Below are 16135 nucleotides of genomic sequence, written 5' to 3' on the forward strand. Positions count from 1 at the left end.
TTCAAACTTTTTCTCGTAAAAAATGAACCTTTACTACACAGTAAATGTTATTTCCTTAGGAAACTATTTATAACAAAGAATAATAATGAGCAAGATTGTAATTATCGGAGGAGTTGCAGGTGGAGCTACTACTGCAGCAAGAATTAGACGAAACAACGAGAAAGTAGAAATTATCCTTTTGGAAAAAGGGCAATACATTTCATATGCCAATTGTGGATTACCTTATTATATAGGAGGAGTAATTACTGATAGAGATAGGCTATTTGTGCAAACACCTGAATCATTCGGAAACAGATTTAATATTGATGTTCGCACTAATAGTGAGGTTATACATATTAACAAAGAAGACAAAACCATTCAAATCAAAAAAGATGATGGAAGCTCTTATGAAGAATCCTATGATAAATTACTTATCTCAACTGGTGCAACACCAGTTAAACCTCCTTTGCCTGGCATTGATAGCGAAGGCATATTTACTCTTCGAAATGTAAATGACACCGACCAAATAAAAGCCTTTATTGATAATAGAAATGTAAAAAATGCTGTAGTTATAGGAGGTGGTTTTATTGGTTTAGAAATGGCTGAAAATTTACAAGAAGCTGGAGCAAAAGTTTCAATTGTAGAAATGGCTGACCAAGTAATGGCGCCTATTGATTTTTCTATGGCTTCTCTTGTACATCAACACTTATTGGAAAAAAATGTAGATCTCTATCTAAAGGAGGCTGTAACTTCCTTTGAGAAAAAGGATGCAGGACTTATAGTAAACTTTAAAAGTGGAAAACAACTACAAACAGATTTAGTAATTTTATCTATAGGTGTTCGTCCTCTTACAACTCTAGCTAAAGAAGCTAATTTAGAACTTGGAACGACAGGTGGGATTAAAGTCAACAAACAACTTCAAACGTCAGATAAAGATATTTATGCTATCGGTGATGCTATTGAATTTCCACATCCTATCACAGGTAAGCCCTGGTTAAATTATCTTGCAGGACCAGCCAATAGACAAGGTAGAATTGCAGGAGATAATATTCTTGGAGATAATAGAGAGTATGAAGGTGCTATAGGTACAGCAATAGCTAAAGTCTTCGACTTAACAGTAGCCTCTACAGGGTTGCCTGCAAAAAGATTAAAACAAGAAGGTATAGAATATCTTTCATCTACAACTCATGGCAGCTCACATGCAGGATACTATCCAGATGCACTACCTTTAAGTATCAAAATAACATTCTCACCTAAAGATGGAAAATTATATGGAGCACAAATAGTAGGCTATGATGGAGTAGATAAAAGAATAGATCAAATAGCACTTATTATCAAACACCAAGGAACGATATATGATTTAATGGCGGTAGAACATGCTTATGCTCCTCCTTTTGCTTCAGCTAAAGACCCTGTAGCAATTGCAGGATATACGGCTGAAAACATTCTGAAAGGCAAACTTAAAATAGTTACTTGGAGAGATCTAAAAAACGCTGATTTAAATAAAGTGGTATTAGTCGATGTATGTACTGAAGCAGAATGTGCTGTAAGTACACTCCAGGGGTCCTTAAATATCCCTCTCGATGATATGAGAAATAGGTTAAATGACATTCCTAAAGATAAGGATGTTTATTTATTCTGTGCTGTTGGCTTGAGAGGTTATCTTGCTTATCGATTACTTGCGGGACAAGGATTTACCAATATATATAGCCTGAGTGGTGGTACAAAAATCTACAAGGCTGCAACAATAGATACAACTCCCAAAAAGAATGATAGTTCAAATAATAGCATACGTGCAAACGAAATAAAAGAAAACACAATTCCTTCAGAAACAATAAAAATTGATGCTTGTGGTCTTCAATGTCCAGGTCCAATTATGAAATTGAAACAAAGCATTGATGAAATTGAACCCAACCAATGCATACAAATCACATCTACTGATCCTGCTTTTGCTAGAGATGCTGAAGCTTGGTGCGGATCTACTGGAAATCAATTCATCAGTAAGAATTCAGAAAAAGGGAAACACACTATTTTAATAAAAAAGAGTTCCCCAGAAGATTCAAATAGTGCAAAAGCTGTATCTTCGCCTAAAGGTAAAACATTCATCATGTTCAGCGATAATTTAGACAAGGCCCTTGCTACATTTATTTTGGCAAATGGAGCCGCAGCCACAGGACAAAAAGTTACCATATTTTTCACTTTCTGGGGATTAAATGTTATTAAGAGAGCTAATAAACCAAAACTTAAGAAAGATTTAATCAGTAGAATGTTTAGCATGATGATGCCTTCAGACTCTAAAAAACTGAAGTTATCTCAAATGAATATGGGTGGCATGGGACGTAAAATGATGCGTTACGTTATGAAGTCAAAAAACATTGACTCCTTAGAATCTTTACGCAGACAGGCTCTTATGTCTGGAGTAGAATTTATTGCTTGTCAAATGTCTATGGACGTAATGGGAGTTGATAAAGAAGAACTTTTACCAGAAGTAACTATTGGTGGAGTAGCAACCTATATGGAGCGAGCCGATCAAGCCAATGGTAATTTATTCATCTAAAAAGAAAGGAATATGAAAACAATATGCGTTATGAGGGACCTGTATAAGGCGCTATCGGAATTTGAAAACTCTTTTGAGACAGCATACGGGGTAACTCTTAACGAAGCCATGATATTATGTTCTTTAAAAGAGGCTGATTCAGAAATGACATCTTCAGCCCTATCTGAGCGTACTGAGTTAAAACCTGCTCATACTTCTAAAATAATAGGTGGTATAGAAGATAAAGGACTTATCGTTAGAAGTCTTGGAAAAGAAGATAAACGACAAATGTTTTTTAGCCTTACAGAGAATGGGCAAAAGCTCCTTAAAAAGATTCTAGCAGATAATATTGAAATACCCCAACTAATAAAGCCTCTATTTAAATAGGATATAGGAAAATAAGAAAAGCAGCGATCGCTGCTTTTCTTATTTTATTCAATCTATATCTCTTCTTTTAACGATTGATATATTATTTCTTGTACTTTCTTTCTTACTTCCAAAGAAGATAATTTATTAGGCCATACCGAGGGATAAATACGGTTACTCAAAAAAACATAAACTAAGTTATGAACAGGATCTGCCCAGGCACAAGTACCAGTAAAACCAGTATGACCAAAAGTTTCCAAAGGAGTAGATTCACTACATGGACTAGATTGTCCTTTTATGGAATTAGGCTTATCAAAACCTAGCCCTCTCCTACTAATTTTTGATTTTTTCGTTGTAAACAACTTACAGGTGCTTTCACCTAAATATCTTTTTCCCTGATAAACTCCCCCATCCAAAAGCATTTGGTAAACACGAGCTACATCTTCTGATCTACCAAATAATCCTGCATTACCAGAAACTCCTCCTAATAATGCTGCAGTTTCATCATGCACATAACCTTGTAAGACTTCTTTCCTAAAAAAACGATCATCATTAGAGGGTATTATTTGTTCTTTATTTATTTTAGTTAAAGGATTGTACATGATTTCAAGCTTCATGGGCTCATAAAAATTTTGCTCCAAGAACTCATCCATCTTCATACCAGATATATTTTCAACTGCTCGCTGTAATAAAATAAATCCAAGACAACTATAACGATACTTTTTACTCAAAAGAGATTTATCCATAATCACCTCCATCATACGATCCTTAATAGATGAATCAAACCATAAATTATCAGCCACTTGAAGAGTATGTTTATCTGTTTTCACTGAGGATACTAACCCTTTTTCAAACTTATAGTTTGGATTAGCCCATAATCTTGACCCCAATCTAACTGTATGTTTAGCGTCTTTTTTATTCTTATATAGTGACCCTACAAAGCTTTTTTTATCTATAATTTCATCATAGACAGATAATCCTGCTGGCATTCCCGACTCATGAAATAGTAATTCTTGAATCGTTATATTTTGCTTATCTGTACTCTTCAATTCGGGGATAAAATCTGATATCCGATCGGATAAATTCAACTTTCCACTATCATATAGCTTCATTATAGCTAGTAAAGTACCTGTTGTTTTTGATAATGAAGCCAAATCAAAAAAGTTATCATTATTTACTGTGTGAGAACCATCCCCCGTATAAGAGCCAAAAGATTTATGATAGGCAAAATGCCCATCTTTCAATACGGCTACTTGTGCCCCTGTAAATGCTCCTTCTTGGATAGATTCCAACATAATAGAATCTATCTGTTCTAAAACTGATGGGATAAATCCAAGATCTTCTGCTAAATACTTAGTATCACCTTCAATTTCTTCTTCTACTTTTAATACTCCTGTACCTGCAGGATAGGTTACACCAATACTTACTGCTAATCTTCCAGATGCTATTCGGGTACCACGTAATACTTGGCTTACACCTTCTTGAATATGAGTATCATTGGCATGTGCTAAAATTGCTGCTTCAGCATTTTTAATACTCTTTTCCATCTTACGTAAGTTTTGCCCTCCTGTAAAGAAGATAAAGCTTAAAGGTCTATTAGTTTGAAGAACCTCAAAGTATGTATCATATCTCTCTAAGTTTTTATCGGACAAGCAAACAAATACTCGATCATACTTTTCAAGCTTATTTAGTAAAGAATTTCTTGAAGCCACAGATAAAGAAGGATCAATAGCTATTTTATCAACAGTATATTCACTCGCTAATGAGTTAGATAAAGTATTGTATTCATCTGCAGATCCACTATAAACTAATGCCACTTTTTTAATACTAGGGTGTAGAGGTAATGTAGCTCCTACATTTTTGATTAAAGTAATCGCTGACAATTCGATTTGCTTTATTAACTCTTTAGCTTCGGGAGTATTAATACGTTGGTCTAATCCAGAGAGTTGAATGCGTTGAGGCTTATCTAGTCCTAAAGCATATTTATAAGTTAAAATTTTCTTACACTTCTCTTCGATAATTCTCTCTTGTAAAACACCTTTTTTTACAGCCTCAACCACCAAATTTAGCTCTCTTTTTATTTGAGGTGGAGTAAGCAACATATCATTTCCAGCCTGAATAGCTTTCAAACAAACTCCCCCATGTGATCCAGCACCCTTCATTGCTAAGGCATCTGTAAAGACTAATCCAGTAAAACCCAATGAGTCTTTCAATGTTTTTTGAACAACAGAATAAGATAAAGAAGAAGGCTCTCCCGATTTGGTCCCTAAAGCAGGAACATCCAAATGCCCTACCATTACTCCGCCTAATTTTGCCTCAATTAAGGCTTTAAACGGATAAAGTTCTACCGAGTCCAACCTTGCTCTATCAAAAGGAAGTATAGGTAAAGCTTTATGAGAATCTACATTAGTATCTCCATGACCAGGAAAGTGTTTGGTAACAGATAACACATCTTGGCTTTCTAGTCCTTTACTATAAGCTATAACTTTATTAGCTACGTTTTGAGGATTTTCACCAAAAGAACGAGTATTGATTACTGGGTTATTCGGATTCACATTAACATCTCCTACAGGAGCAAAATTCACATGAACACCCATTTCTCTACACTCTCTACCCATTTCTTTGCCATAAGCATAAAGTAGTGTTTCATCGGTAATAGAACCCAATACCATATTCCTAGGAAACTTAGGTGTATTCTTTAATCGCATAGCCAAACCCCATTCCCCATCAAAAGTAATCATCAGAGGAGTCTCTGCCCACTCCTGAGCCATATTAGTAAGTTTAACTTGATTTGCTACCTCCCCTCCTGAAAATAATAATCCTCCTACATGATAATCTTGAACAACCTTCTTTAGCTGTGCTTGATTCTGCTTATTCATTTGAGGAGCAATAGTAAAAATAAATAATTGTCCGACTCGTTGTTCCAAACTCATTTGATTATATACCGAATCTACCCAAGCTTCTCTTTTTGCTATCTCTGTAGGATTTCCATTTAAAACAAAAGGCTCAACTTGAGCCTTTCCTGTAAATACGACTATTGACAATAAAGCAATAGTTATTATTTTCTTTAACATAGTGTTCTTTTAAGTTGTTTGTTACTTAGCAGGTTCAAAGGTTATCTTAAACTCTCCTAAAAATACACCATTTTTTCCCATTTGTGAAATAGGTACGCTCTTTCCTTCTTTATTTAAAACAATTTCTGGTTCTTTCATAAATGTATGAGAGTGACCACCAAGCACAACATCAATATTAGCCGTGTTGCGTACCAATACTTGATCACTATCTTGATTTAAAGCAGATGGTCTAAGGCCTAAGTGTGATAAACAAATAACAACATCACAATCTTCTTCCATCTTAAGGTGATGAGCTACCTTATTAGCTATCTCGATAGGATCTTGATAAGTTACACCTTCGCAATTAGAGGCTTGAACAAGTCCCTCCATTTTAGGACTAAGTCCAAATACACCAATCTTCAAACCATCCTTATTTAAAATAATATAAGGTTTCACTAGTGATTCTAAAACTGTACCTTCAAAACCATAGTTTGCACATACGATTGGGAAATTTGCCATTTTAAATAGACGAGCCATATTTTCTAAACCAAAATCGAATTCATGATTTCCAATAGTAGCTGCATCATATCCTATAGCATTCATCAAATTTATCTCAACTTCTCCTTTATACATATTATAATAAGGAGTTCCCTGAGAGAAATCACCACAATCAAAAAGCAACATATTCTTATGTTCCTGACGGAGTTGCTCTACAGCAGTAGCCCTTCTTACATACCCTGCTTTACCCGCATATTTATCGGAAGAGGTTTTATCTATCGGCTCAATCCTACTATGTGTATCATTGGTATGAAAAACATAAAGCTCTTTTACTTGACCATAAGCTATAGATCCAAATCCACTTACTAATAAGCAAAGAACTACTATTATATTTTTATTTAAATTGTATTTAGTCATTTTTTCCTTCTTTAAAATTCTTTATTTTACCTGAATTCTACCTTCAATCTTTGCATAAACCTCTTTACCTTGAGCTGTTTGTTTTTTTACATACTCCATAAATAGACCACGCAAAGTAGCTCCTGCTGGACATTCTCTAGACTCTTGCTGCATTAGGGCTGTCATTCCATCATTACCATCTGCTAGATAATCTATAGTAGCTAATGAATATATTTTTTCATCATCAATCTCTTTGTCTCCCACCTTAGCAGAAATAACATCTCCCTCTTTGGTTATAACCAACTCTATGTTACTCACTCCTTCACCTTGTACGGTAGCGATATTCTTCATCAACTCTTTTACAAACTTTCCTTTAATCTGCAATACACAAAGAGAGTTTTCAAATGGAAGAATTTCAAAGACTGTACCTGTAGTAATGTTTCCTGCAGGTAATATATTTCTTATTCCACCAATATTCATCAAAGCTAAATCTGCTGGATGACCAATAACATCTGTAGCTGCTTCACGTAAAACATCTGCAATTAAATTGGACAAAGGACTTTCTGGACGATATTTATTTAGTGTTTCCTTACTATACCCCACAACTTGATTCATGACACTATCTACACCCGCTTTATAAGGAGCAAGAATATCTACTGCCTCTTGATTTGGTTGTTTATCCCATATTGAATCAATAGTTATAGCATTACCTTCAATATTAGAAATTTGATACTTTTGTTTTGGGCTGCAAGAACTCAAACCCAATATAAGTGCTAAAGATAACGCAGTTATCCCTTGACTTCTAAATACATTCTTTCTCATAAATATTATCCTTTATTCAAAGCAAAGATAAGATTTTGAGCCTAGTTCTTACTCTTTTTAACAATCATTCTTTTGGCAATCTTACAAATAATTAGTTACTTTGCACCGCTTTGACGTAATCGCTGTCATGAAGTGTTGCTTGATATGTTGCGTTATAACGATAAACTTATAATAATTAGAATAATGGATTTAATTAAAATTGCAGAGGAAGCATTCGCTACTGGTAAGCAGCATCCAAGCTTTAAAGCAGGGGACACAGTAACTGTAGCCTATCGTATTATTGAAGGTACCAAAGAACGTGTACAGCTTTACCGTGGTGTAGTTATCAAAATTGCAGGTCATGGTGACAAAAAACGTTTTACTGTTCGTAAAATGTCTGGTACTGTAGGTGTTGAACGTATTTTCCCAATTGAATCACCAGCTATTGATAATATCGAAGTGAACAAAGTGGGTCGCGTACGTCGTGCTAAACTTTACTACCTACGTGAACGTACTGGTAAGAGAGCTAGAATTAAAGAAAGAAGAGTTAACGCTTAATTCTATTTTTCTTTATAAGATATTAAGGCTGCCATTGTGCAGCCTTTTTTTATCTCTAATAAGGAAAACTTTATTCTTCTTTAATCTACTATTCCAGAATAGGATAGAAAAGAATTCAGTATAAAAAAATGAGTCTGCCCAACTTTAATGTTAGACAGACTCATCATATTGTATATCTTCTTTAGATCTTATATTCTATAAATCTTTCAATTCCCAAGCAAGAGCACTTGCTCCAAGAACAGCAGCATCAGAATCTTTAAGTTCAGAGATTAATAATCTTGTTTTGCCTTTATAGATATTCAAGACATTATCTTCCATTGCTTTATGGATCGGTTTCATAATATAATCACCCGATTTTGTTAAACCTCCAAATAGAACAATAGCTTCAGGACTTGAGAATGCAATAAAATCAGAAAGAGCTTCACCGAGAATCTTCCCTGTAAATTCAAAAATTTCTTTTGCTATCTCATCCCCCTTTTCTGCTGCATCGAAAACATCTTTTGATGTTATTTTTTCAGCAGGAACATCTCTCAACAAACTAGGCTCTGTATGAGATGCTAAAATTTCACGAGCAGTACGAGCAACACCTGTAGCAGAGCAGTAAGTTTCAAGACAACCTTTACGCCCACAACCACAAGGTCTACCATGTTGACGATCTACACAAACGTGTCCCAGCTCCCCTGCAAACCCATCATGACCATAAACCATTTGACCATTAATAACCAAACCACTACCTACACCTGTACCAAGTGTAATCATGATAAAGTCTTTCATACCACGAGCAGCACCATAAGTCATTTCACCAATTGCTGCCGCATTAGCATCATTGGTTAATGCTGTAGGTATATTAAGGCGTTCTTCAAACATGGCAGCCAAAGGTATAACACCTTTCCATGGCAAGTTTGGAGCAAACTCTATGGTACCTGTATAATAGTTACCATTAGGAGCACCTACACCAATACCTTTAATTTTTTCAACGCCACCATTCTTTTCAATTAATGGAAGAAGGTTTTTACAAACATCCTCTACGTATTTATCTGGAGATAGATAAGTCTGAGTTTTTACAGATCCACTATCTATAATATTACCACGAGCATCAACAATCCCAAAGACTGTATTAGTTCCACCTATATCTATCCCTACTACATAGGGTCTTTCCATGTTAGAATTCATTATATTTTAATTAAAGGATTACTATTTTTTATATCTCACAAAATTCGTAAAGAAGATTGGCATTACAAAATTATTCAATTTAATAATCTGACCAAATATAGATTTTTTAAGGTTTTAAATGATGTTTTCCGTGTTGATACTCATGAACTTTATAACTATCTGGCATAAACAGTGAAAGATGCTTTTTTAGCATTTTCAGAAAGTGCTCTCGACTGAGTACTCCTTGCTCTAGATCTTTCTGATTGAGAAGTATTGTTATTTCTACTTCTACGCTCAACACTTCTATTAGAATGACTCTCGTTTGTACCTCTTGATCTTACCGAACTTCTACTATTCTCACTACTTCTATTTGCCCTGTTAGGGTTGTGATTATTTACTCCTCGGCTAGGTCTTACTTCTCTTGTTTCTGGACGAGTTTGTGGTCTTCTATCAATCGCTTCTCTACGAACTTCATTATTAGGTCTAGTATATTCTTTTTTATTGCGATGAGAAGAACGATTTCTATCAACATTATTTCTTGAAGATTCTATATTTCGACGATTCTCATTTGGTCTATAATCTCTGGAGTAAGATTCTTTTCTATTCTTGTAAGATCTCTTATCTCTATATCCAAAGTCTTCTTTTCGGGCATTATTATATCGCCTTTGATTGGAGTGAAAAGAATTATATTTCCCTGAACGTGAATGAGAATAACGATCTCTATAATAATAGTTCTGCCCTTGCCCTCGATAAGATCTACCATTATAATATCTATAATTGGTAGGAGGTGCATAATAATAATGATTATGATTGGTGTAATTAATAAAAATTCTCAATCCCCAATTGCTACCACTCCTATAAATAGGACGGTAAAAATAATTTCTACTGGTAAAGCTACGATATTGTCGGGAGTTCAACACCCAATAAATATCTTGATTCCGATAGTCTAGCAAACTATAATAACGATCTAAAGCTGCAGAATTACCTCTCAGAATATCATATCTTAGACTTTCAGCTGCATTGATAAAATCGTAATTTATTTCAAATACATCAGTATATTGTCTTGGATTCAGTCCCAATTCATAGGTCATTTTATCTGTTAAGAATCTAGCCTGCTCTCTTGTATTATACCCATAGGCAAATATATTAGTGCTTATCAATAGAAAAGCTACTACTGCGATGAAATATCTATACCTTTTCATAACTATTGGTTTGTTGATTTTGATACAAACAAAACTAGGATGAGAAAATCCCCCATCCTAGCAAATATTACTAACAAAAATAGGGCTTTCCCTATTCTCTTATTTATTCAAAATGATTTTACCTGGCTCAAGTTTTATCTCTCTTCGCTTATACAAATCACCCACGGCCTTTTTAAAAACCTTCTTACTAACACCAAAAATCTCATAGATCTCTTCAGCAGGACTCTTATCATTTAACATGGTTTGACCACCATTCCTACCTAGATAGTCTAGTAAGGTTTCAGAAAAATCAAGTACGTGCTTACGCCCGCTCTCTTGGAGTATCAAATCTATTTTACCATCTTCACGAACTTGCTTAATAAAGGCAGTTAAGCGCATACCTGTGTAAAGAGGCTGAAATACTTCATTATCATAAATCAGTCCACCATATTTATTATCAATAATAGCTTTAAAACCTAAATCAGATTTCTGCCAAATCAAGATTTCTACTTCATCGCCTTCTGCGTATGGAGGCTGCTCTTTAGATAGGAATTTTTCTACTTTTGCAGAACCTACAATACGATAAGATTCTTCATCAACATGAGCGTAAACAATATATTTATTACCCACTCCCATGCTCATCTTTTGTTCACGGAAAGGTACAAACAGATCTTTCATCAAGCCCCAATCTAGAAATGCTCCAAATTCATTAATCCATGACACTTCTAAATAACCAAACTCGCCGACTTGGATATGAGGAGTTAGAGTTGTAGCAATCATTCTCTCATCCATATCAAGATATAAGAACACACTGATAGGTTCCCCTATAACATATTCTTCGGGAACATATCGGGATGGCAATAAGATTTCACCATAATCTCCACCATCTAGGTAAAGACCAAAATCAACTTCTTTTACAATATTTAGCGTATTAAAACGTCCTAACTGAATCTTCATATTCTTCTTTCGGTTTTTGAATACCTCAAAGATAAGTAATTATAAGCTCACAAGAATTATAAGCTCGTATATTTCAATAGATATCCCTATAATATTTAGATTTATCGATTGATTTATAGCTTCTTACAAGTATCTATCAATCTACTTTATCCTTTCATTTACAAAAAGGCTCTAAGAGTAATTCTTAGAGCCTATAATAAACACATTATATTAACCCTCTATTTATTGAATAAAATATCTTTCATCAATTGAGGTATTTCCGATGGCTTTTGAGCAACCTTTACACCAGCTGCTTTCAAACTCTCTATTTTTTCTTCTGCTGTACCACTTCCACTTGAAATTATAGCCCCAGCATGGCCCATCTGTTTTCCTGCTGGAGCAGAACGTCCAGCAATAAATGCTACAACAGGCTTACTTACATGCTCACGGATGTATTCGGCAGCACGCTCTTCTGCATCACCACCAATTTCACCAATTAAAACAATTCCTTTGGTTTCTGGATCTAACTCAAATCTTCTTAAGATGTCAATAAAGTAAAGTCCCACAACAGGATCACCACCAATACCTACGGCTGTTGACTGACCTAACCCTGCTTTGGAGAGCTGATATACCACCTCATAGGTTAAAGTCCCACTTCGACTTACTACCCCAATAGGACCTTTCTTAAAGATCTGTGCAGGCAAAATACCTACTAAGCTTTCTTCAGAAGACATCAATCCAGGGCAATTTGGACCGATTAAAAGAGCCCCTTTACGAGTTGCATATTTGTAAGCCTTAACTACATCAATAGTAGGTATACCCTCAGTAATACAAATGATGAGTTGAATACCACTGGCTGCTGCTTCCATTATCGCATCAGCAGCAAAAGGTGCAGGAACAAAAATAATAGAAGTATTTGCTCCCGTCTTTTCCACTGCTTCACTCACTAAATTAAAAACAGGTACACCATGAATGGTCGTTCCTCCTTTTCCAGGAGAAGTTCCTGCTACAATTTGAGTATGAGAATGAAGCATCTTCTCTGTATGAAAACTACCATCTCTACCTGTAATTCCCTGAACTAAAACTTTGGTTTTTTTATCTATTAGAATACTCATAGTACTATTTTTTACGATTATGATGATCTATTAACGAGATGCTTTTACAGCTAATTCAGTAGCCTCATCCATAGTCTGGGCTACAGTTAGTGGCGTATCTTTCAACATCGCTCTACCCAATTCTTCATTCGTTCCAGTTAGGCGTACGATAACGGGAATATCTACTTTTATCGTTTTAAAAGCTTCTTGCAATCCTCTTGCTACATCATCACAACGCGTAATCCCACCAAAAATATTAATCAACACAGACTTAACATTTGGATCAGAAACAAGAATTTCCATTGCATCAATTACTTTTTGCGGATTAGAACTTCCTCCAATGTCTAAGAAGTTAGCTGGTTTGCCTCCATAAAGTTGAATCATATCCATTGTGGTCATTGCCAGACCTGCACCATTAACCATACAACCAATATCACCATCTAACTGAACATAGCTAAATCCTTTTTCCTTAGCTTTTTCCTCAATTATTTCTGATCCAGAAGGCTTATACATCGAGACAATCTCTGGTTGGCGATATTTTGCATTATTATCAATATCCATTTTTCCATCAATGGCGAGTACCTTTCCATTTCCACATAACACCAAAGGGTTTATTTCTGCCAAAGAGGCATCCTTCTCAACAAAAAGATGATAGAGCTTTTTTAAAATTGAGGCTATTTGATTTACCTCTTTTATATCACTAGATAAATAATAAGCATATTCTTTTGCTTGAAAATCAAAAATACCATGAAATGGATCTATGGGAAATTTTAAAACTTTTTCAGGAGTTTCTTTAGCCACTTGTTCTATATCCATACCTCCAGATGCAGATAAAATAAGAACCATAGACTTTGTTGTTCTATCTAAGGTTATGCTTACATAATATTCTTTTTTTATTTCAATCGCTTCACTTACTAACAACTGATGAACGGAAAGATTCTTAATCTGCATTCCGAAAATCTCTTTAGCTCTTAATTCTGCTTCTTCAATAGATTTCACAAGCTTTACTCCACCTGCTTTACCTCTACCCCCCGTAAGTACTTGTGCTTTTAACACAGCCTTATCTAAGTGATTTGATTTAAACACCTCCACCACATCTTGAGGAGAGAAACATAAATAATGCTTTTCGGTAGGAATGCCATAAGCTTGGAATACGCTCTTGGCCTGATATTCATATAATTTCATAGCATAATAGGTTTTAGACTCCTAACACTATGAAGAATAAAAAAGTTTATCTTAGACGAATCTTTACACCTGCCTATTAATCAACAATTTGCATTCATTGCAAACAATTATTACTTCCATTTTTCCAAAAACAACCGAAGATTAAATACAACAACATTTTTCTTTGTAAAAATTACTCCTTGATTTTATAAATCACTTGTTTTAAGCTATTTTATAAATAAAAACAAAGAATAGAGACCCTTTTATTCCTAAATTTAGAACCATACCTTTAATTTCTAAATTATAATTATGAAAAACCTACAAAGAATTGGTTACCTAGCCCTAACAGCTAGTATTCTGCCTGGATGCAGTACACAGGTCAAAACAGAGAAAGAAGAAAAGCAACCCAATATTGTCTTCATAATGACCGACGATCACTCCTATCAAACTATAAGTGCCTATGGGCATGCTCTATCACAACTCGCTCCTACTCCAAATATTGACCGCATAGCTAAACAAGGAATCTTATTTGAACAAGCTTTTGTTGAAAACTCTCTTTCAACGCCTAGTAGAGCGTGCCTTATGACAGGGCTATATAGCCATCAGAATGGTCAGCGAACTCTGGGTGCTGGCATTGATACGACCAAAACATTCTTTAGTGAACTATTACAGCAAAATAATTATCAAACAGCAGTGGTAGGCAAATGGCATATGCAATGTGAACCCAAAGGTTTCGATTACTATTCTGTACTCAATGATCAAGGAGAGTACTATAACCCCTACTTTAAAGACAAAGGCTCCAATGGGGAATTCAAACAAGAAAAAGGTTATGCCACTCACCTTATTACAAATAAATCGATTGATTTTATTAAAAACAGAGATAAGGATAAACCCTTTTGTTTACTTGTCCACCACAAAGCACCACATCGAAATTGGCAACCCGAACCTAAATATTTAAATCTCTATGAGGACATAGAGTTTCCAATTCCTGATACATTTTACGATGACTATGAAACTAGATGTGAACCCGCACATATACAGGATATGACAATTAATAAAACCATGACCTATGTATATGACTTAAAAATATATGAATTAGCGGATGTAAAACCTTATAGTGAAGAATGGAATGTCGAAGGTTATAAAAAAGAAGTTACAGATCAGATGACACCCGAGGAAATTGAAGTTTGGAACAATGCATATCATCCTAAAAATCAAGAATTCTTGAAAAACAAGAATTCTATGACTAAGGATGAAATATTAAGATGGAAGTATCAAAGATATTTAAGAGACTATCTGAGATGTATAAAATCTATTGACGATGAAGTAGGTAGAATATTAGATTATCTAGAAAAAGAAAATCTAACTGAAAATACAATTATTGTCTATACCTCCGATCAAGGATTCTATATGGGAGAACATGGCTGGTTTGACAAACGATTTATGTATGAAGAATCAATGCGTACACCTCTACTCATCGCCTATCCTAAAAAGATTAAAGCTCAAAGTAGAACGAAAGCACTAGTCCAAAACATAGACTATGCCCCTACATTCTTATCTTTAGCAGGAATAGAAAAACCCAAAGAGATGAGTGGAACAACACTTGAACCACTATTCGGAGGCGAAAAGCCAGAAAATTGGAGAGCAGATTTATATTATCATTACTATGATTACCCTGCTATTCATCAAGTCAGACGACATGATGGAGTAAGAAGTGATAGATTTAAATTAATTCACTTCTATGAACAAGATAGCAAAGGAAACTACATCCTAAATTGTAATGAGTTTTATGACTTAGAAAAAGATCCGAAAGAATTAAATAATCTATACAACAGCAAAGAATACCAAGAACAAGTAGCTTATCTGCAAGAAAGACTTAACACATATAGAACGCAATTAAAGGTAGATGAATATTGATACTTATAATACTTCTAAACTAAAAAAGTTAATGCTTACAATAAAGCAGATATAAATACGAAATGGAAGATAAAAACACTTCTCGTACACTGCGTATAAACTGTTTATTTAGATAGAAATCCTTTAGAATTTACATCAAAAAAACAAAGCTCATCTTTTTCTAGATAAAACATTGTTGGAAAGTGTATAAGAGGCCCTTTTGACTAAGTCATAATATCGTCATGACACCGACATGATGAAACGATGACACCGATATGTTATCACCATGTCGGTGTCATCGTAAATCCATTTCATATTATTAAAGTAGTATTGATATAATCAAATATGCTTACTCCAGGTCATTACTTAGTTATTAATTCTACAACTTTTCAGAAGCATCTCATAAAATCAATAAAGTCTACTTTTTACGAGTTAAAATAAAAAAGCCTCGAAGAAAATCTTCGAGGCTTTTTGTGGTACCACCTGGAATCGAACCAGGGACACAAGGATTTTCAGTCCTTTGCT

12 protein-coding genes are annotated in these 16135 nt (G+C 34.7%); 4 read left to right on the top strand and 8 right to left on the bottom strand.

Annotated features, from left to right (window positions below):
- Positions 1–85 precede the first annotated feature (85 nt).
- Complete coding sequence (locus K8V80_RS10020) at positions 86–2536, top strand: FAD-dependent oxidoreductase (RefSeq protein WP_276777595.1); 2451 nt, start codon at positions 86–88, stop codon at positions 2534–2536.
- A gap of 12 nt (positions 2537–2548) precedes the next feature.
- Positions 2549–2902 (top strand): MarR family winged helix-turn-helix transcriptional regulator, encoded by a 354-nt coding sequence (locus K8V80_RS10025; protein WP_006743998.1) that lies wholly within the window; start codon positions 2549–2551, stop codon positions 2900–2902.
- Between the two features lie 53 nt (positions 2903–2955).
- Here K8V80_RS10025 and K8V80_RS10030 read toward each other — a convergent pair whose 3' ends face one another.
- From K8V80_RS10030 to K8V80_RS10040, 3 genes are read right to left on the bottom strand one after another with little or no spacing between them, the layout of a single operon-like run.
- Positions 2956–5955, bottom strand: coding sequence for a glycoside hydrolase family 3 N-terminal domain-containing protein (locus tag K8V80_RS10030; RefSeq protein WP_276777598.1), 3000 nt, complete (start codon positions 5953–5955; stop codon positions 2956–2958).
- A gap of 21 nt (positions 5956–5976) precedes the next feature.
- A complete protein-coding gene (locus tag K8V80_RS10035; RefSeq protein WP_276777600.1) occupies positions 5977–6849 on the bottom strand; it encodes a bifunctional metallophosphatase/5'-nucleotidase in 873 nt (290 codons plus the stop codon).
- Positions 6850–6870: 21 nt separating this feature from the next.
- Positions 6871–7650 (bottom strand): 5'-nucleotidase C-terminal domain-containing protein, encoded by a 780-nt coding sequence (locus K8V80_RS10040; protein ID WP_006743995.1) that lies wholly within the window; start codon positions 7648–7650, stop codon positions 6871–6873.
- Between the two features lie 183 nt (positions 7651–7833).
- On the opposite strand from K8V80_RS10040, the gene rplS reads away from it, so the two are divergent.
- Positions 7834–8187, top strand: coding sequence for a 50S ribosomal protein L19 (gene rplS / locus K8V80_RS10045; protein WP_006743994.1), 354 nt, complete (start codon positions 7834–7836; stop codon positions 8185–8187).
- 195 nt (positions 8188–8382) lie between these two features.
- On the opposite strand, the gene K8V80_RS10050 is transcribed toward rplS, so the two are convergent.
- The 5 genes from K8V80_RS10050 to sucC all read right to left on the bottom strand — a co-directional run bounded on the left by K8V80_RS10050 (position 8383) and on the right by sucC (position 13735).
- Positions 8383–9360 (bottom strand): ROK family protein, encoded by a 978-nt coding sequence (locus tag K8V80_RS10050; RefSeq protein WP_276777603.1) that lies wholly within the window; start codon positions 9358–9360, stop codon positions 8383–8385.
- Positions 9361–9515: 155 nt separating this feature from the next.
- The gene (locus K8V80_RS10055) at positions 9516–10541 is read right to left on the bottom strand and encodes a hypothetical protein (protein ID WP_276777606.1); all 1026 of its coding nucleotides are present in this window, start codon (positions 10539–10541) and stop codon (positions 9516–9518) included.
- A 99-nt stretch (positions 10542–10640) separates the two neighbouring features.
- Positions 10641–11477, bottom strand: coding sequence for a CvfB family protein (locus K8V80_RS10060; protein WP_276777608.1), 837 nt, complete (start codon positions 11475–11477; stop codon positions 10641–10643).
- Between the two features lie 218 nt (positions 11478–11695).
- Positions 11696–12571: a succinate--CoA ligase subunit alpha gene (gene sucD, locus K8V80_RS10065; protein WP_276777611.1), complete on the bottom strand. Its 876-nt coding sequence runs from the start codon at positions 12569–12571 to the stop codon at positions 11696–11698.
- 30 nt (positions 12572–12601) lie between these two features.
- Entirely contained in the window at positions 12602–13735 is a 1134-nt protein-coding gene (gene sucC / locus K8V80_RS10070; RefSeq protein WP_276777614.1) for an ADP-forming succinate--CoA ligase subunit beta, read from the bottom strand.
- A 288-nt stretch (positions 13736–14023) separates the two neighbouring features.
- Between sucC and K8V80_RS10075 the strand changes: the two genes are divergently transcribed.
- Positions 14024–15631 carry a sulfatase family protein gene (locus tag K8V80_RS10075; RefSeq protein WP_276777618.1) on the top strand — a complete coding sequence of 536 codons (1608 nt, stop codon included), beginning with the start codon at positions 14024–14026 and terminating at the stop codon, positions 15629–15631.
- The last annotated feature ends 504 nt before the right edge of the window (positions 15632–16135 follow it).

This window comes from Bacteroides coprosuis, assembly GCF_020741705.1.
GTDB classification, from domain to species: Bacteria; Bacteroidota; Bacteroidia; order Bacteroidales; family Bacteroidaceae; genus Bacteroides_E; species Bacteroides_E coprosuis.